Below are 19,799 nucleotides of genomic sequence, written 5' to 3' on the forward strand. Positions count from 1 at the left end.
AGCTAGAAATTTTACGAATTACTTTCTTGGCGACTTCTTACCCAATTAATTAACCCGCCTTTGATCATCATGTCGATTTGTCTTCCGGATAGTGCATGACGAACTTTAATCGATTCATTTTTCCCTTTAATCGTTACTGTAAATTCATTTCCTTGCTGAATGTTATTTTTTAAATTAGTAAATGATAATACATCTCCTTGCTCAAGCTTGTCGTAATCTGATTCATTCACAAAAGTAACTGGTAGTATCCCAAAATTCACTAAGTTCTGCCAATGAATCCGAGCAAAGTCTTTCACAATAGCAACACGTAAGCCTAAAAATCTTGGAGCCAAGGCTGCATGCTCACGACTTGACCCTTGTCCATAGTTAAAGCCTCCTACAACAGCATGTCCGCCTTGTTCACGAGATTCCATTGCGCGATCATAATAGGTTTCATCTACAATTTCGAACGTGAATTTACTAATTTCTGGTAAATTACTTCGATAAGGAAGTACTCGTGCTCCACCAGCTAATATTTCATCGGTAGAAATATTGTCCCCCATCTTCAGTAGAATTGGTAATTCTAACTCATCTGGCAATGCATCCATTTCCGGTATGGAAGCGATATTTGGTCCTTTATACAATTTTACTTTCTTTGCATCCCCTTCAGATAGAGGTTCATCTAATAAATTCACATCAATCGTTGGGTTTTTAGGCTCTTTTACCTTTGGATGATCCATTTCGAGTGTACGCGGATCGGTAATTACCCCTGTTAATGCTGATGCAGCTGCCGTTTCCGGGCTACATAAAAATACACTATCCTCTTTTGTACCCGAACGTCCGGGAAAATTACGAGGAGTTGTCCGCAAGCTATTTCGACCAGTAGCTGGTGCCTGCCCCATTCCAATACAGCCATTACAGCCAGCCTGGTGTAATCTTCCACCCGCTTGAAGTAAGCTAGCAATATGTCCTTCTTGGACCAAATCCGTTAACATCTGACGTGACGTAGGATTAATATCAAAGGAAAGTCCGTCAGCAATGTGCTTGCCCTTCACAATTTCAGCGGCAATAGCAAAATCGCGGAATCCAGGATTGGCAGAAGATCCGATATAAGATTGATAAATTGGTTCACCAGCAATTTCTTTTACAGGTACAACATTTCCTGGACTAGACGGCTTAGCAACAAGTGGTTCTAGCTCTGATAAGTTGATTTCTTCTTCCAAATCATAGGTTGCTCCTCGATCCGCCTTCAGCTCGATCCAATCGTCTTCACGATCTTGTTCGCTTAAAAACCGCTTGATTTCATTATCAGACGGAAACACAGTTCCTGTTGCGCCAAGCTCTGCCCCCATATTCGCAATAACATGGCGATCCATCGCTGATAAAGAATCTAAACCAGGTCCATAATACTCAATTACTCGTCCAACCCCGCCTTTTACATCATGTCTTCGCAGTAATTCAAAAATAACATCCTTCGCGCTTACCCATTCAGGTAGTTCACCAGTTAACTTAACTCCCCATACTTTTGGCATTTTTACATAGAAGGGTTCACCAGCAATTGCCATTGCAACATCAATACCACCTGCGCCCATTGCAAGCATTCCCATACAGCCATTTGCACACGTATGGCTATCAGAGCCGAGTAACGTTTTACCTGGTTTCGCTAGCCGCTGCATATGAACAGGATGACTAACCCCATTTCCCGGTCGACTATAATACAATCCAAAGCGTCTCGTGGCACTTTGCAAGAATAAATGGTCATCCGGATTTTTGTTATCTACTTGAATAAGGTTGTGGTCAACGTATTGTGCAGACGCTTCTGTTTTTGCATAATCAAGTCCCATTGCTTCAAGTTCAAGCATGACCATTGTTCCAGTTGCATCTTGCGTCAGTGTTTGGTCTATCTTTAAACCAATCTCTTCACCAGGATTCATCTCACCTGACAGTAAATGGTCCTTAATTAGTTTTTGAGTCACATTTAACGCCATTTTGTTATGTACCTCCTCCATTAATCTAATCTTTATTGTAAGTATTATTTCTAAAAATATGAGAAACAGTTAAAATTTTTTATTAAGGACCTTTCCTTTACGACAGTTCTTTTAAAAAGCGGCCTCTCTCACATTAGAAGCCGCTTTCTATCTATCCTATTCTTTTATTTCAATCATATGTTTACTACTTTTATGTACCACCAAATAAATACTTACATAAGAAATTACCCCAATTATATCGACAATAAAATCATATATGTCTCCGTCTCGTCCAAAATAAAATTGGAGGAATTCGGTTAAAAGTCCATAGCTTATCGCCAGCAAAACCACTACTCTAATATTTTGCATGACAGTCAATAAAAGTGCAGTTAATATATAAAACATAATAAAGTGACCGAAGATATCTATAACAGGAAACTGATGAGGTGGATAAAATAATACAAATCCCCCCAGTTCTGGTTGTAACGTAAATACAAATTCTACTTCCCCTTTATCTAAAAAAGCATGAACATCCTTCGTACATGTTCCTATAAAGATAAAAAGAATCCATAAAAACAAAAGAAACCCCATGACTATCACTACCTAACCTGCTATTTTTTAACAGTCTTGACAGTCGGAGTTTCTCTCATTCTTATATGTTATCGTTTTTAAATGGTTGATTTTGTTGAAGTAGGCGGAATCACATACCTTAGCTCTTCTCCTTTTATAAATCTTGCAATATTGTCAGAAGTCACTTGGCCTGTACGCCTAACAGCCTCAACGGTTGCTCCGCCGATATGTGGAGTTGCTACAACATTCGGAAGGTAGGCAAGTTCACCAGTTGTCGGCTCTGTCTCGAACACGTCTAATGCTGCTCCCCTAATTACATTCTGTTTTAAAGCTTCGATTAAATCGTGTTCATTCACTAACCCACCACGTGATACATTGATAAGAAATGCAGTTTTTTTCATCAAGCGAAGCGAATCTCTATTAATCATCTGTCTATTTTTATCATGAATCGTAGTAGATAAAACAATGAAATCGGATGTCTTTAAAAGCTCCTCAAGTTCCACAAATTGAACCTGTAGTTTGTCAGCAATTTCATAATCCTTGTAGTTCCCAAACGCAACAGTTTTCATATCAAATCCTGTTGCACGCTTGGCGATCGCTTTACCGATAGCACCAAAACCTATAATACCAAGTCGCTTTCCTTCCATTTCATTTCCTACTGATAGCTCCCAATGTTTTTCTTTTATTTCTTTATCCTTAAATGGAATGCTTCTTGCCGCAGCAAGCATTAAACCAAAGGCTAAATCTGCCGCCGATGATGCGTTTTGCCCTAGTGCATTCGTAACAGTAATCCCCTTCTGTTGAGCATAAGCAACATCGATATTATCATAGCCTGCTCCGAATTTAAGAATGTATTTTAAGTTTCGTGCGTGATCAATCAATTCTTTGTCTATTCTGACCACAGCTACAACAATAATATCAACATTCTCTACCTGTTTTAACAAGTCTTTTTTTGAAATTCCATTATCGGTATACAAGCTCGTTAATTGAACTCCCAATCCTCTTATATCTTGAATTAAATTTGGATTTGCCTCATAAAATGCATCTCTTAACATTAATAAAGCCTTCAATTCCTTATCCCCCTAATTATGATTCATCCTTATCTAGTAGTACCATGTTAAACCTAATCAGGATATTTATTTGATAGATTTCCTTACAATGATTACACGAATAGTAAAAGAAATGAACCTAGAATACCTAGTACAACAGAACCAATAATTCCAACCAACACGCCTTTTAGACCAATTTGCTTAAAATCACTAAATCGAACACTTAACCCTAACCCTGCCATCGCCATCGATAAAAACAACACACTCATTCCGATTAATAATCGAATCACCTGCTCTGGTAGAAATCCAATTGAGTTTATCAAACTCATACCTAGAAAGCCGAAAATAAACCAAGGAATCGGTAATTGCTTCATGGATATCCTTTGCCCTGGTATGGCATCCAACTTAGGGCGAAAAATATAACCGAACACCATTGCTACTGGTAAGAGTAAAGCTACTCTACCCATTTTTACTAATATGGCGATATCACTGCTTGTGTTTCCCCCAGGTTCTGCAGCTGCAACAACGTGAGCCAACTCGTGAAGCGTAGCACCGACGAATATGCCATAAAAATAATTATCAAAATCAAATAATGCGTAACTAAAGATATAAACGATTGTTCCAATTGTACCAAGTATCGCAATAGATGCTACTGCTAAAGCAATGATTTCCTTTTTCGCTCGAATGAACGGTGCTACTGCAACAATAGCAGCAGCTCCACAAATTGCCGTACCTACCGCTAACAATGCTGAAAACTTTTTGTCGACAGCTAAAAGATGCCCTAATAATATAACGATACTGATTGTAAAAATGACAACCAAAACATCTACAAAAATTAAAGAGAAACCTGCATGAATGATTTCATTAAAATCCAACCGAATCCCCATTAAAATAATCCCTACACGGAGGAGAATTTTCGTGCTAAAAGTAACACCAGTTAGTGCATCAGAAGGTATTGGCATGATAGCTCTCCACACCATTCCTAACAAAATGGAGAGAATCATAACTCCCATTACAGAGAAAAACGGATAATTAGCTATCGTCCCAGCTAGACCAGCTAGGACAAGTGTAAGTATAAGACCTCTTACAAATCCTATCCGTTCTTGAAAAAAACAAATTAGACGGTTTTTCTTTTGCCGGGGACTTGGATAATCCTTTTTAGCGCTATTGTCCATGACTGGCCTCCAAATGGATGTGAATTACTTTCAACTTATAGTAAAATCAATAATAAGTAAAATAAATAATAATTATAATAACCATTAGTTTTATTAATGATAGGAAAGGAGGATTTTGGTGGACCATTCCTTAATGACTTTTATCACCGTTGCTGAAAAGAAAAACTTCACGCGAGCAGCAGAAACGTTGCATTTAACACAAGCAGCAGTAACATTAGCAATCCAAAAGCTGGAAAAGCAATACCAAGTGAAATTGTTTGATCGGACGAACAAATTTGTTCATTTAACACGAGCTGGTGAAATACTTTATCATCACGGAAAAGAGATTCTTTTTCAATATGAACGAGTCGAAAGATTAATTGATGATTTATCAAATTCCGCAAGTGGTGAAATACGGATAGGATCAAGCTATACCTTTGGCGAATACATTTTACCGAAGCTTATCGCACAATTTGGTCAATATTATCCAAAAATCACACCGGATATTTCAATTCGAAATACGAGTAGAGTAATAAGTCAGCTTTTGCGAGGGCAATTGGATTTAGCCATTATTGAAGGAGAAGTGGAACATGCTGATGTCATGATTAAACCTTTTGCAAAGGATGAGATGGTAGTAATCGTTTCAGCCTATCATCCTTTATCAACGAAAAACGAAGTGACTCTTGATGATCTGGCTAATGAAACGTGGATTATTCGAGAGGGAGGGTCCGGTACACGTCAAAGAATTGATCAATTTTTTAAAGAGGAAGGATTTTCTCCCATTAAAACTAGAGATTTTGGGAGTTCACAAATTATTAAAGAGTCAGTTGAAGCTGGTTTAGGTGTGTCTATCGTATCAACGGTGATTATCCAGAAAGAGATAGAATTAGGGACCATCAAGGCGCTTCGAATAAAAGACAATCCAATTGTTAGAAGCTTTTCGTACGTTATGCAACAAACCTCCTTCCATCCAAAAAGCACGAAATTATTTGTAGAGTTTCTTGATACCTATTACGAATGAAGAAAGGGTTAACTTCACCAGAGCAACAAGTAACGAAAAAAGGTCAGATCCATGAACATAGATTCATGACCTGACCTAAATAAATATAACTATTCATTAAAAGATACTGCTCTACCTGTTTCTGCAGACTGATAAAGTGCATCGATTATTTTTTGTATAATTAAGCCTTGTTCTGGTGTACTTATTGGTTGCTCTCCTTTTAGGCAACATTCAACAAAATGTTGGATTTCACGCTCATGTCCTCCAACCTTTGGTAAATAAGCTGGAGTGACATCAATTAAACTTTCGTGCTTCTCTTGATAGATTTTAAGTGGAAAAATGTCGGCTCCACCTTCATTCCCCATTAAAGAAACTTGCATTTTATCGCGTTCCTCTACGTTTGCAGCAAAAGCAGTTTCTAGAACTAATGAAGCTCCATTTTTAAAAGTAATCATACCAACAGCCATATCTTCAACCGTATAGTTTTCCCAGTCCCAATCTCCTAGTAAACCAACACCTTTTTTCGTTCCTAACTGCTGATGTGTTTTTCCTAATACGACATCTGGCTCTGGGTAACCCATCATATATAAAGCTGTATCCAGCATGTGAACCCCGATATCAATTAGTGGTCCACCACCTTGAAGCTCTTTGTTTGTAAACACACCCCAGCCTGGAATCCCTCTACGACGAATCGCTTGAACCCTTGCAGAATAAATATCACCAAGTTCACCAGCATCAATAAATCTTTTGGCAGTTATCGCTTCTGGTTGATGACGGTAGTGAAATCCATAAGTTAAAATTTTACCATTGCTTTGTGCTGTTTGAAGCATTTCCTCTGCCTCATCAGCTGACATTGCTGGTGGCTTTTCACATAACACATGACAACCAGCCTGTAATGCAGCGATACTTGCCGCCAAATGGAACTTGTTTGGAACACAAACACTAACAGCATCTAGCTCAACCTGAGAAAGCATTTCTTCATAGGATGAAAATGCATTCGGAATAGAATATTCGCCTGCAACATCCTTTGCCCTCTCTAAGTTCACATCTGATACGGCAACGATTTCCACCTGATCAGATAATTTTAAATAATTTGGAATATGTACCCCAGTTGCAATACCACCTGCACCTATCAAACCAACCTTTAATTTCCCCATCCTCATCATCCTTTCTATTTTTATAGCCTTTGAAAACAGATTGTACCCTTCCTATTACATGTGTCATTATCGATGGTTGCTTATGAGTAAACACTTTAAACAAAGGATCCAATCCCATTTTACTATAACAACGACTCCTATATTTACCAATAATTATTGTAAGCGATTTAATTATATTGTACAACATGTAAAAGCTTCATGTACCGGATAAATTAATATTTTTGCTTTTTTATCCTGCTTGTACTTATTAATCATTAGAGAATCACACTTTCTGGGCGAACGCATAGAATAGCAACGTGAGAGGTGGTGACAACATGGAAGACCAACAAATAAATCATTCCGCAATACAGGTGGAAAAAGAGGAATATAAAAAACAACAGCGTCGTGACAAACTCAAACAATTTCTTACCATATCATCTCCTATTTTGGTCTTAATTCTCTGGGAATTCTTATCTAGAACGGGATTGATCGATCATCGATTTTTTCCTCCTCCAACATTGATTTTAAGCACGTTATATCAAATGGGATTAAGTGGAGAATTATTTAATCATATCGAAGTAAGTTTAATCCGAATTATTTGTGGTTTCTTGTTAGGTGTCATTCCAGCAATTTGCATTGGTTTACTGATGGGAATGTATGCGCCAATTCGCCATTTCTTGTCTCCACTCGTAATGGCTTTTATGCCAATACCAACACTAGCTATGCTACCAATTATCTTAATTATTTTTGGCATTGGTGAATTTTCAAAAATGGTTACGATTGCTATCAGTGTTTTTTTCCCTGTCGTAATTAATACTGCTGCTGGTGTTACCAATATAGATAGGATTTATGTAGATGTCGCTAAAAATTATGGAGCAAATGCAAAAAAATTCTTTTTTAAGATTGCATTACCAGGTTCACTTCCAGTCATGTTAGAAGGCATTCAAATGGGGCAAGCAATTGCGTTATTAACCATTGTTGCTGCTGAGATGATCGGTGCCAATTCAGGGATTGGTTATGTCATCTGGATGAATTATAAAGCATTCTTACTTCCTCAAATGTATGTCGGACTCGTCTTAATATCTTTCTTTGGCTACTTATTTTCTCTCATTATCCGAGGGTTACAAAGTAAGTTAATCCCATGGAAGTAAGTCTTATAAGCGGATGTTCAAAAAGGAAGGGAGTGGGCCGATTGCCAAATACAAAAATTGAGATTACAGACTTAACGAAAGTCTTCTTTAAGCGAAGTGAACGAGTCGAAGCTTTAAAGGATATCTCATTAGAAATAGAGGATGGGGAATTTGTTTGTATTCTTGGACCAAGTGGTTGTGGGAAAACGACATTACTAAGAATCTTAGCAGATCTTGAAACACCAAGTACTGGTTCGTTTCAAATACACCCCTCATCTCCAGACAGACCCTTGCAATCGATGGTATTCCAAGAGCGAGGAGTCATACCATGGATGACAGTAGAAGAGAATGTCGCTTTTGGACTAAAAATGAGAAATGTGCCAAGGAAAATTTCGAAGGAAAGAACACAATACTATCTTGAAAAAGTAGGGTTAGAAAAGTTTGCAAAGCTTTATCCAAAGGAACTATCTGGTGGAATGAAGCAACGAGTCAGTATCGCACGTGCTTTTGCGAATGATCCTGAAATTCTATTAATGGATGAACCATTCGCTGCACTTGATGAACAAAATAAATTTATCCTTCAGGAGGAATTATTAAATATCTGGCAAGAAACAAAGAAAACCGTTTTGTTTATTACCCATAGTATTGATGAAGCCATGCTATTAAGTGACAGAATCCTACTTATGAGCGCACAGCCAGGGCAAATAGTTAAAGAAAAAAATATTAAATTACCTAGACCACGCACAATGGAAGATGTCCGTTCCAATGAAGAATTAGCACACGAGTTTGTGGATATTTGGCAGCATCTGCAAACAGAGGTGCAAGGTTCAAGAGCAAAATAGATAAGTTAGTGGGTTCCTACTCCCTACTTTTACAAATAATTAATCTACTTCGTTTTCCATAAACGAAAAGAAAGGTGATGAAAATGAACAAAAAATGGTTGTTGTTTTTAACTGTTCCATTTTTAATTGTTTTGTTAACATTAGCAGCTTGCAGTTCAGGCTCAACGGATCCTGAGGAGCAAACAAATGGAGGAGATTCGGATCAACAACAAAGTGATCCATCATCCGACACCAACACAGATGATTCCAATGAATCGGATTCCAATAACAATGACCCATTAGCTCCACTAGAAGAAACTGCAAAAGTTGTCATTGCTGAAGACGGTTCTGCATCAGGCGCTGGTTTTTATATCGCCAATGAAAAAGGATATTTTGCAGATTATAACATCGAAGTTGAATTTGCTACGTTCGGAAATAGTGATGAGATGCTTCCTGCTGTAGCATCTGGTGAAGTAGACGTAGCAGGAGGGATTTCTTCTGCATCCTTCTTTAATTCCATCGCTCAAGGAATTGATGTTCGCTTTATTGCAGATAAAGGGCATAATGTTGAAGGAAGCTCTTACTTTTCTTTTGTTATTCGTGAGGACTTACAAGATGAGATTACTAGTTATGAAGATTTGGAGGGCAGGAAAATTGCTGTCTCTACTCAAAACGCAGTAGATGATTACATTTTTCAACAAATGCTTGAGCATGCTGGTTTAACTAGAGATGATGTTGAATTCGTATTAATGTCGGATTTTGGGAACATGATGTCTGCACTTGGTAATAAGCAGATCGATGCAGCATTACAAATTGAGCCATTAATTACTCAAGGTATTAACCAAGATATTCATGTGCGCTTTGGCGATGCAACTGATTTTGCTCCTAAAGCACAGATTGCCATGGTACTTGGGTCTCCAGTCTTTCTAAATGAGCGCAGTGAAGTAGCAAAACGTTTCATGGCAGCATACTTGAAAGCAGTTCGAGACTATAATGATGTCTTTGTAAACGGGAATGGCGATGAAGAAGAACTAAATGAAATAATCGATATTATGACACAGTACACCGCCTTAAAAGACCCTGAAATTTGGAAGCAAGTTGGTGTCACTGGTTTAAATCCTAACGGGCGCATGTTTATAGAGGATATCAAAAACCAATACGATTTTTACCAGAACAATGGAGCTATTTCTGCAGAATTAGACTTTGATCAAGTGGTTGATACTACTCTTACAGAAGAAGTAGTAGAAATCCTTGGTGAGTATGAAGAATAAATAATAGATAAGAGGATGTCCCATAAGGGTCTGACTCCCTCGTAGTTGAGGGGTCTGACCCCTTTGCTTTTGGAACAGCCCCTTTCACATAACCTACACTTAAACCGAGCTCCGATCTAAACCTAACCCTCACCAAAGATATACGTATTTAAAAACTTATTACGAAACTTCCCATGTGGATCGTAGTGGCCCAGCAATTGTTGAAAGTCTGGCAGCTTTTCAAAAAGTGGCGATAACTGCGCCGGTGCCATCGTGAACAGCTTCCCCCAGTGTGGTCGGGCATAAAAAGGCGCGAGTTTCTCTTCAATTTTCGGCAATACTTTCTGAACATCTGCCCAATTATCTTTCCATGTAAAGTGGATAGCAACTGAATCCTGTTTATAACATGGACTCATCCATAAATCATCCTTAGCAATGGTGCGAATTTCAGAAGTTTGAAGCAATGGTGAGATATGCTCACTAAGTTGGTTTATTGCACATAGCGCATCATATGCATGCTTCCGAGACATAATATACTCACTTTGCAGTTCTTTACCGCTGCTCGGAGTGAAATCCATTCGAAAATGCGGTAATCTTTCCAACCACGGGCCTGATATACCTAACTGTTCCGTACAATGCTCCGTACCCAAACCTGGCACAGGGTGTTGATTCTCGTTGGCAAGAGATGCACCAAAAAACTCAGGCTTTAAATCGAAAGAGTCTTGGTCTCTAAGTTGATGCTTTAACCAAACTTGATTAAAATTCTCATCCGCCCAGTCGGTAAACAAACTTACACTATAAGCACTGGAGAAGATATCGTCAAAATTTTCTTCAAGTTGCGCCAAAGACAAATTATTATAAACAGCTTGTACCATTTGAAAGGCAGGAACCACATCAAGCGTAAGTTTTGTGACTACTCCAAATCCCCCGAGCCCAACAACCACACCGTCCAAAAGCTCTTTATCTTGTTCACGGTTGAAAGATACAATATTACCATCATATGTAACAATATCTAGCGCACGCACAGTTGTTGCTAGATTGCTATTTTGATTACCTGAACCATGCGTAGCTGTTGCGCAAGCACCTGCAACCGAAATGTGTGGAAGTGAAGCTAGGTTTGGCAGTGCATATCCAGCACGATCGAGATATCTACACAAATCACTGTACTTGATGCCAGCTTCTACTGTAACTGTATGGTTTTCGCGGTCTAAATTTACTACTTGATTGAGATTTTGAAGGGAAATCATGTTTTCAGTTGAATCTGCAATGCCATTGAACGAGTGGCGTGTACCAACCACCCTTAAACTACTACAGTTAATGACCTGTCGTTGTACTTGTTCAATAGATTCAGGAAAATGCCATCTCGCAGCACTGTATTGGTAATTACCTGCCCAATTTCTTTGTTCTCCCATTATCTTCATACTCCTTTATGTATATTTATTAACTCATAAGTTGCTACTATGTAAATAATCATTGGTGACATCATTGTAATTTCATTACCAAGTATTAATCTAAATCACTCAAAAATGATAACGCTTTCCAAGTATGGAAATATTTTTTTAAAACTAGTATAACACATACAAAAATAGAGTTACCCTATAAAATTATTTTTAGTTCAAAAATATAGAAACCAAGTTTAAAGCTCCTCGTAATAACCAACATTATTCTTTATTATGTTTTTTGATTGTACGAAAGCGCTTTTTCATATACATTTATAATAAAGAAATGTTTAATAAATTAAATTAAAAAACAAAGGAGATGTTTAAATGACGGTACAAGACTGGCAAACTCAAACTGTTTTACAACGAAACCGGTTGGATGATCGTGCTTATTTCTTTTCTTACTCTAACCATGCTTCAGCATTGACTTATGACCGAGGTCAATCTGATAAATTTAAACTGTTGAATGGCACGTGGAAATTTAACTATACAGAAACTCCTCAAGAAGCAGAAAGCCTTGGCTTTAATCAGGTTGATGATTGGGATGATATCCCTGTACCTTCCTGCTGGCAAATGCAGGGTTACGGCTATCCTCATTACACGAATGTTCAATATCCATTTCCAGTTGAACCACCTCATGTTCCAACTGAAAATCCAACAGGAACCTACTGGAGAGAGTTTTATGTTTCAGATGAATGGCTAACTGAGCAACTTATCTTACGCTTTGAAGGAGTTGATAGTGCCTTCCACTTATGGATCAATGGACAAGAGGTTGGCTATAGCCAAGGAAGTAGAATTCCAGCAGAGTTTGACATAACTCCTTATATTCAAAAAGGGAAAAATTCGATTGGTGTCCGTGTCTATCAATGGTCTGATGGTAGTTACATAGAAGATCAGGATATGTGGTGGCTTAGCGGAATCTTTAGAGACGTCTACTTACTAGCTAAACCAAATGTTCATATTTATGATTTTTTTGTCAAAACAAACTTAGACTCAAATTATGAGCACGCAACATTACAGCTAGATACTATTATCAAAAATACATTATCGATGAATTTAAACAAGTATTCTTTGGATATCAAGCTGTTAGATAAGCAGAATAACAGTATTGTAGAGGAAAAAGCATCTATAAAAGAGTTTGACACTAAGCTTTCTTTCTCCATACCAGTAAAAAATCCTAAAAAATGGACGGCTGAAACTCCGTATTTGTATCATTTATTATTGACCTTAAAAAACGACCGAGGAGATATCGTTGAAATTGTTCCAGCAAAAGTTGGATTTCGTTCGATTGAATTAAAAGATGGGCTAATTCTGATCAATGGCATACCTGTTAAGTTTAAAGGTGTGAACCGACATGATCATCATCCGGACTTAGGAAGAACTGTACCTGTTGATTGGATGATTGAAGATATGAAGCTAATGAAACAGCATAATATTAATGCTGTTCGGACTTCCCATTATCCTAATGACCCTCGATTTTATAAGCTTTGTGATGAATTCGGTCTATATGTTATCGATGAGTCAGACCTAGAGTGCCATGGATTTGTATTTGTTGATAATCCACACCAGTTGAGTGATGACAAAGATTGGCAAGCAGCCTACATTGATCGGATTAGTCGAATGGTAGAAAGAGATAAAAACCATCCATCTATTATTATGTGGTCGCTTGGCAATGAGTCCGGATATGGTCAAAATCATGATGCGATGTATCAATGGGCAAAGGAGAAAGATCCTACGAGACTTGTCCATTATGAAGGGGAATGTAGAGAAATACTCCATCACTCAAACCAGAAAAAACCCGTAGAAGACCCTATCTCCTCGGATGTGTTTACTACAATGTATACAGACATCAATACGATGGAGGAACTCGGAAAAAGAACAGATTTAAAAAAGCCACACATCCTTTGTGAATATGCACACGCGATGGGAAATGGCCCAGGTGCTTTTCAGGAGTACTGGGATTTATTCTATACGTATGATCGACTTCAAGGTGGGTTTGTATGGGAATGGCTAGATCATGGTATTCGTCAATTCGCCGAAGAAGGCCAAGAATATTTTGCCTATGGTGGAGATTTTGGAGAAGAAATTCACGATTCCAACTTTGTTATGGATGGATTAGTGATGGCAGATCACACTCCTTCCCCAGCTTTAGATCAATATAAAAAAGTAATTGAACCAGTTGTCGTAAAAGCAATCGATTTAAAAAATGGTGAACTAGATATAAGTAATCGATATGATTTTCTTTCGTTAGGCCACCTTCAATTACACTGGTCGATTGTAGCAGACAATCAAATCATTCATGAAGGGTCTCAAAAGATGGATGCTATACCTGCTCGTGATAGCCGAGTCATTTCTTTGCCTTATACACTTCCATCTTCAAGTTCAGACACGGATTATTGGTTAAATGTTCGCTTTGTAACAACTACGAGCACAAAATGGGCTCCAATTGGACATGAAGTTGCTTGGACACAATTTTTACTACCTGTCACAGCAGAACAAGGTGTTAACAAATTAACCATACAGCAGCACCCAATCCAACTACATGAAACAGAGATGGATTTATCTATTATTGGTGCTGATTTTGACATCACCTTTGATAAAATTTCAGGGACAATAAAAGGATGGAAATACAACAACGCAACAGTAATGGAATCAGGTCCAAGATTACACCTTCAACGTGCAAACATTGATAATGACAGGTGGAATAATACCCATACAAAACCAGTTAGTTCAAAAGAAATGTGGCAGCAGTACAATTTGCATTTATTACAACACCGTCTTCAAGGATTTACTGTGGAGACAATCGAAAACAAACAAAAAGTAGAGGTTACGGTAAAAACCCGTGTCGCTCCACCAAAATACAATTGGGGGATAGAAACGACTTATGTTTATACCATTTATGGCAGTGGCGATGTAGAAATTCAAGTGGAAGGCCATAAAGTAGGAAATGCTCCAGAGGTACTTCCTAGAATCGGTCTTCAACTGCGATTACCTAAGCATCAACAGCACGTGACTTGGTATGGTCGTGGACCTGGTGAAGCCTATGTAGATAGCAAAGAAGCGACTAAATTTGGTATATGGTCTAATTCTGTTGATGGTCTATATACACCGTATGCGTTTCCACAGGAAAACGGCAATCGCCATCAAGTGTCGTGGGCTTCCTTTACGAATACCTATGGTGTGGGACTGTTAACAGTAGGTAAACCAACTTTTGATTTCAGTGCACATTACTATACAACGGAAAATCTTGAACAGGCAGAACATCCATATGAGTTGGAAAAACAAGACTTTATCACATTGAATCTTGATTATAAGCACCACGGTCTAGGCTCAGCAAGCTGTGGACCAGATGTATTAGAAAAATACCAGCTAACAGATAGTGAGTTTGAATTTTCTGTTCGGTTGAAGCCATATGCAAAAAGTGAACATTCTGCCCTCTCACTTAGTAAAACTATGCTAGAGCAAAAAAGCAATGTAACGAATGTGTAGTTACTAGTAGTGAAACTTATAAAGAAAAGGACCCAAGTTCTGAGCAGGAACTCGGGCCTTTTCTTTACAACAGTTATGCAATTACTTCCTCCTACGTTCTAAGATTAAGACTTCAAATCCCTTCATTTCAATAGTTCCATTCAATTTCGTCTTAGTTATTAATTCATTCCATTCTTCCTTAAAGGTTATCGTTTGAGAAGAGTCAGAGTAATTTAATAAGAAAATGTATTCTACTCCATCTTTTTCCCGTATGGCTAACTCCACTGCTTCTGATAATTCAATACTTTCCACGGTTTTGCTTATCTCTAATTCGTCAAGAATAACATTAGCAATATCCAAAGTGAAAACTCCACCAAAATAAATTGTTGTACCCTTTCCAACTTGAGATTTAACTGCAGCAGGTTTGTTTTCGTAATATGCGTTTTTATAACGAGCCAAAATTTCAGTATTATTGTCATTATTTAATACTTCGTTAAATTGATTTACCTGAAATATTTCAGTTGCCCATTCAGCTTCTGGAATTTCTTGATATTCTCCTACTCTAGTAAAATCTTCAACCGTTACACCGACAAGCTCTCTTAACACTCCAGGAAACGGTAACATATAAGGCTGTCCGTTGACATCCTTATAACCTGAGCGACATCCAAATACAACCTTACCACCCTTTTCGACGTATTGCTTTAATAAATTTGCCTTTCGGTCAGTCATTATTGCGGGATGTGGATAAACTAGTAATTTATAGTTTGTTAAATCCGATAAGTTTGTATTTTCATCAAAGTTTAGAGCATCCACTGGTATATGGTTATATTGGAACGCCTTAAACCATTCCTGCTCACTTTGCTTGATATAAGGACCATACCATTTATCCGTTTCTCCATCCCATTGATTGTCGTAATCGGTTACAATGGCTGCTTCCGCCTTAAACTTAGCTCCTACTATTTTTTCTTTAATTCGCATTAATTCTTGACTAATTTCCTTTATTTCAGCTATCCGCCGATTAGGCTGATTATGATAGTCATTTATTCCGTGCCAATAAATTTCAGATCCAAATGTCGCCGTTCTCCACCTGAAATAAAGAATCATATCAGCTCCATGTGCAACAGATTGATATGTCCACAATCTGATTTGTCCTGGTAGCGGGGATGGCTGTTCAATTCTATCTACCCAGCCTCCAGGACCAGATTGCTGTTCAAATATTGCAAAATTATTAGAAATGCTGCGCACAGCGCTTAAATTCCAACTCCACTTCCGATCTAATAAAGGCTTCTCACCTTGATCAGGAAAAATTTTACTGAAATTTGGATAAGAATCATACGCAAAGAAATCTAGTAATTCATCCGTCAACCTATGGTTATCCAAATGGTTAAACATCCCATTTGTTGTTATCCAATGATTAGGTGCGAATTTTCTAATAAGATCAGCTTGAAGTTTCGCATAAGAAATAGCACTATCTGATATAAACCGCTTCTCATCTAATAGTTGATGTGGGTTTTTCGATCCATTTACTGTCGGACGAGGTAGAAAAATTTGATCCCAGCTCGTGTAAGTTTGACTCCAGAAAGTTGTTCCCCATGCTTTATTTACCTTGTCCAGCGTTCCGTACTTATTTTTCACCCATGAACGAAATGACTCATGATCAGCATCAGAATAAAATACATCTATTTCGCAATTTAATTCATTATCTATTTGCCAGCCGACAACTGCAGGGTGATTATGATAATGTTCTGCCATTTTCGTAACTATCCTCGCTGACAATTCACGATATTTTTTTGAATTGTAATTATAGTGACGCCGCATGCCATGTTGGAATTGCACACCTTGCTGTGAAACGTTTAATACTTCCGGATATTTATGCGTGAGCCAAGCTGGCGGTGTTGCAGTTGGTGTTCCTAATATCACTTTAAGTCCATGTTTATGGGCAAGATCAATGGCGCGATCAAAGAAGTTAAATGAAAAATTCCCCTCTTCCGGTTCAAAAATGGACCATGCAAACTCAGCTAAACGCACGTAAGAAAAACCCAGTTCCCGCATTCTTTCATAATCATTTTCCCAAAGATCTTCCGGCCAGTGCTCCGGATAATAACACACCCCTAATTCCAATTGATTTGCTTTCAAAGATTTAGTCATCTCCATTCTCCTTTTTTAAATTATTACAAGTCCAAAATGAAGTCTTACTGCTCAATGTTGTAATCGATTTCATTTAGTTCTATGAATTTGTTCTAGTAATCTTTTTTTCTACACTAAACTATGGTATTTTTAATTCATATACTTACACAAAAGACAGGGTGATGATATTGAATATATTTTCTGTAGATAGTCGTTTCTTTAAGCTAATGGAAGTACTAACTAATTTCTTCCTTTTAAATTTATTATGGATCGTAATGTGTATCCCTATTGTTACAATTTTTCCAGCCACTTCTGCAATGTTTGGCGTTGTGCGTCAATGGGTGTTAAAAAAGGATTCTAGTGTATTTCGTTCCTTTTTTCAATTATTTAAAGAAAACTTCAAAACTAGTATAATAATTGGAGTCCTATGGTTCTTAATTTCTGGATTATTGATCCTTGACATCTATTTTGCGTTTACATTGGGGTCAACTACTAAATTTGTCCTGTTACCTGTTTTATTAGTAATTGGCTTTTTATTTTTGCTAACATCAACCTTCTTGTTTCCAGTTATCGTTCATTATCAATTAAAATGGAATACAATTATAAAAAATTCATTTCTACTTGGTGTCAGTCATTTCCATGTTGTCTTAATTTCATTTCTTATTACCATAGCAATGCTGCTAACCTTTGTGTATTTACCGATTTTAGTATTAGTTATTTTCAGCATAGGTAGTTACTTTACTTATAAATTCTGTCATCGAACATTTGAAAAGATTGAGAATAAACAAGAAGAGAAAGCTAGTCTCTAAGAGAATAGCTTTCTTTTTTTACTTCTATCATTCATGTTGTTGTATTACGTCTTAACAGAACCTTCCGTTAATCCCGCAATAAACTGTTTACTGAATACCAAAAATACGATTAATATTGGTATCGTCGCCATAAATGTTCCCGCTAGAATCATTGCAAAGTCTTGATAATAAGCTCCATTTAATGTCCTTAAAGCAATTTGAATGGTATGAACAGCTTCATTCTTTAAAACAACTAGCGGCCATAAGAACTCATTCCATACTTGCATGAATGTAATTAATCCCAATGTAGCAATTGCTGGTCGAACAGATGGTAAGACAATATTCCAATAAATTCGAAAATTTGTACAACCATCAATTTTACCCGCATCAATTAATTCATCAGGTATAGCTGAAGCGATATATTGCCTCATCCAAAATACACCGAACGCGTTAACTGCCCACGGAACGATAACAGCTTTTAAATCGTTAATCCATCCAAATTTACTAATAATCATGTACGAAGGGATAATCCCAAGCTGAATTGGCACCATCATTGTACCGATTACGAAAATAAATAAAGCTTTATTTCCTTTAAATCGAATTTTTGCAAACGCATAACCTGCAAGTGAACAGAAGAATAAAACGGATATCGTTACACAAGTAGAAACGATGAATGAATTGATTATCGCGTTAAAAAACTTAATATTATCAAAGACTTTCTGTGCATTTTCAAAAAAGCTTGTCCCAGGGATAAATGCTGGCGGAAATTTATTAACGGCAGATGTATCGTTGGAACCAATTACAAACATCCAATAAAATGGAAAAAGCGACAGAATTGTAATCGTTACCAAAAATACGTATGTTGAGATTCGCCCGATACTAAATTTTTTCACACCTACTTCATTCATTTGTCACTCACCTCTCTCCTTATTCAGTAGAATTAATCCGTTTAGTAATAAATAGATTCACTAGTGAAAATATCACAATAATAATGAACAATACCCAAGCAACTGCTGATGCATATCCAAAGTTATTTCTAACAAATGCTTCCTCATATAAATAGAGTGTAATGGTTAAACCTTGATTAAAGCTGCCACCGCCAGCTCCAGAGAAAATCAATGGTTCAGAAAAGATTTGCATTCCACCAATTGTAGATACAATCACAGTGAAGATAATCATTGGCCGGATCATAGGAATTGTAATTTTAAAAAACTGTTGTATTTTATTAGCTCCATCAATTGTTGCAGCCTCATATAAGTCTTTTGGGATACTTTGTAATGCAGCCAAATAAATAATGGAATTGTATCCCATCCAACGCCACATGACCATAATTGAAATTGCTGCGTGCGTTCCCAGTAAAGTTCCAGTCCAATTAACAGGATCTATTCCTATGAAAGAGAGTAAATAATTTAAAATCCCGTAGTTTTCACCAAATATCGCCCCGAAAATAATTGCAACAGCAACAACAGAAGTAATATTTGGTATAAACACCGATAATCGAAAGAAGTCTTTTCCTTTGATGAATGCTTGGTTTAAAATAAAAGCTAAAACTAAAGCTAAGAAAAGCTGTGGGAGTGTTGATAGAAACCAAATACTAAATGTATTCCCAATTGATTTCCAAAACACTGGATCTCCCATTAATAGTGCATAGTTTTTCATCCCTATAAATGATTTCGTACCTAAAATATCCCATTTATTTAAAGATACATAAGCTGTGAAGAATATAGGGAATACACCAAATACTCCAAATAAAATAAAAAACGGTGAAATATAAAGGTAACCCGCAATCCGATCCTTCTTTTCTTGAGTGAGTGGCTTTCTAAATATGCCTATCGTTTTACTCTTCTTTTCAACTTGCAAATTTGTACTCATTCGTATCCCCCTTTCATTTTTTGTATGAGGAGTGATACGATATCACTCC

Annotated in this window: 15 protein-coding genes; 6 read left to right on the forward strand and 9 right to left on the reverse strand. The window is 37.3% G+C overall.

Annotation, left to right across the window (positions count from 1 at the left end; genetic code table 11):
* Nucleotides 1-11: 11 nt before the first annotated feature.
* From JOC48_RS04270 to JOC48_RS04285, 4 genes are all read right to left on the reverse strand, one after another.
* Nucleotides 12-1,967 carry an aconitate hydratase gene (locus JOC48_RS04270; protein ID WP_204497811.1) on the reverse strand — a complete coding sequence of 652 codons (1,956 nt, stop codon included), beginning with the start codon at nt 1,965-1,967 and terminating at the stop codon, nt 12-14.
* A gap of 156 nt (nt 1,968-2,123) precedes the next feature.
* A complete protein-coding gene (locus tag JOC48_RS04275) occupies nt 2,124-2,537 on the reverse strand; it encodes a VanZ family protein (RefSeq protein ID WP_204497812.1) in 414 nt (137 codons plus the stop codon).
* A 77-nt stretch (nt 2,538-2,614) separates the two neighbouring features.
* On the reverse strand, nt 2,615-3,586 hold the full coding sequence (locus JOC48_RS04280) for a phosphoglycerate dehydrogenase (protein WP_204497813.1): 972 nt from the start codon (nt 3,584-3,586) through the stop codon (nt 2,615-2,617).
* Nucleotides 3,587-3,678: 92 nt separating this feature from the next.
* Nucleotides 3,679-4,740, reverse strand: a complete 1,062-nt coding sequence (locus JOC48_RS04285) for a YeiH family protein (protein ID WP_204497814.1) — start codon at nt 4,738-4,740, stop codon at nt 3,679-3,681.
* A gap of 118 nt (nt 4,741-4,858) precedes the next feature.
* On the opposite strand from JOC48_RS04285, the gene JOC48_RS04290 reads away from it, so the two are divergent.
* Nucleotides 4,859-5,740, forward strand: coding sequence for a LysR family transcriptional regulator (locus JOC48_RS04290; RefSeq protein WP_338024232.1), 882 nt, complete (start codon nt 4,859-4,861; stop codon nt 5,738-5,740).
* A gap of 89 nt (nt 5,741-5,829) precedes the next feature.
* On the opposite strand, the gene JOC48_RS04295 is transcribed toward JOC48_RS04290, so the two are convergent.
* On the reverse strand, nt 5,830-6,876 hold the full coding sequence (locus JOC48_RS04295; RefSeq protein ID WP_204497815.1) for a Gfo/Idh/MocA family protein: 1,047 nt from the start codon (nt 6,874-6,876) through the stop codon (nt 5,830-5,832).
* Between the two features lie 314 nt (nt 6,877-7,190).
* Between JOC48_RS04295 and JOC48_RS04300 the strand changes: the two genes are divergently transcribed.
* The 3 genes from JOC48_RS04300 to JOC48_RS04310 all read left to right on the forward strand — a co-directional run bounded on the left by JOC48_RS04300 (nt 7,191) and on the right by JOC48_RS04310 (nt 10,077).
* Entirely contained in the window at nt 7,191-8,006 is an 816-nt protein-coding gene (locus JOC48_RS04300; RefSeq protein WP_204497816.1) for an ABC transporter permease, read from the forward strand.
* Nucleotides 7,997-8,827: an ABC transporter ATP-binding protein gene (locus JOC48_RS04305; protein ID WP_204497817.1), complete on the forward strand. Its 831-nt coding sequence runs from the start codon at nt 7,997-7,999 to the stop codon at nt 8,825-8,827. The genes JOC48_RS04300 and JOC48_RS04305 overlap by 10 nt, the downstream gene beginning before the upstream one ends.
* A gap of 83 nt (nt 8,828-8,910) precedes the next feature.
* Nucleotides 8,911-10,077, forward strand: a complete 1,167-nt coding sequence (locus tag JOC48_RS04310; protein WP_204497818.1) for an ABC transporter substrate-binding protein — start codon at nt 8,911-8,913, stop codon at nt 10,075-10,077.
* 122 nt (nt 10,078-10,199) lie between these two features.
* On the opposite strand, the gene JOC48_RS04315 is transcribed toward JOC48_RS04310, so the two are convergent.
* Nucleotides 10,200-11,468 carry an FAD-binding protein gene (locus tag JOC48_RS04315; protein WP_204497819.1) on the reverse strand — a complete coding sequence of 423 codons (1,269 nt, stop codon included), beginning with the start codon at nt 11,466-11,468 and terminating at the stop codon, nt 10,200-10,202.
* A gap of 354 nt (nt 11,469-11,822) precedes the next feature.
* Between JOC48_RS04315 and lacZ the strand changes: the two genes are divergently transcribed.
* Nucleotides 11,823-14,984, forward strand: coding sequence for a beta-galactosidase, LacZ type (lacZ, locus tag JOC48_RS04320; protein ID WP_204497820.1), 3,162 nt, complete (start codon nt 11,823-11,825; stop codon nt 14,982-14,984).
* An 81-nt stretch (nt 14,985-15,065) separates the two neighbouring features.
* On the opposite strand, the gene JOC48_RS04325 is transcribed toward lacZ, so the two are convergent.
* Nucleotides 15,066-17,111: a beta-galactosidase gene (locus tag JOC48_RS04325; RefSeq protein WP_204497821.1), complete on the reverse strand. Its 2,046-nt coding sequence runs from the start codon at nt 17,109-17,111 to the stop codon at nt 15,066-15,068.
* A 167-nt stretch (nt 17,112-17,278) separates the two neighbouring features.
* On the opposite strand from JOC48_RS04325, the gene JOC48_RS04330 reads away from it, so the two are divergent.
* Nucleotides 17,279-17,899 carry a YesL family protein gene (locus JOC48_RS04330; protein ID WP_204497822.1) on the forward strand — a complete coding sequence of 207 codons (621 nt, stop codon included), beginning with the start codon at nt 17,279-17,281 and terminating at the stop codon, nt 17,897-17,899.
* A 44-nt stretch (nt 17,900-17,943) separates the two neighbouring features.
* On the opposite strand, the gene JOC48_RS04335 is transcribed toward JOC48_RS04330, so the two are convergent.
* Both JOC48_RS04335 and JOC48_RS04340 read right to left on the reverse strand, forming a co-directional pair.
* Nucleotides 17,944-18,786 carry a carbohydrate ABC transporter permease gene (locus JOC48_RS04335; RefSeq protein ID WP_204497823.1) on the reverse strand — a complete coding sequence of 281 codons (843 nt, stop codon included), beginning with the start codon at nt 18,784-18,786 and terminating at the stop codon, nt 17,944-17,946.
* A gap of 19 nt (nt 18,787-18,805) precedes the next feature.
* The gene (locus JOC48_RS04340; protein WP_204497824.1) at nt 18,806-19,750 is read right to left on the reverse strand and encodes a carbohydrate ABC transporter permease; all 945 of its coding nucleotides are present in this window, start codon (nt 19,748-19,750) and stop codon (nt 18,806-18,808) included.
* Nucleotides 19,751-19,799: the final 49 nt, after the last annotated feature.

The sequence above is a fragment of the Aquibacillus albus genome (assembly GCF_016908325.1).
Classification (GTDB): Bacteria; Bacillota; Bacilli; order Bacillales; family Amphibacillaceae; genus Aquibacillus_A; species Aquibacillus_A albus.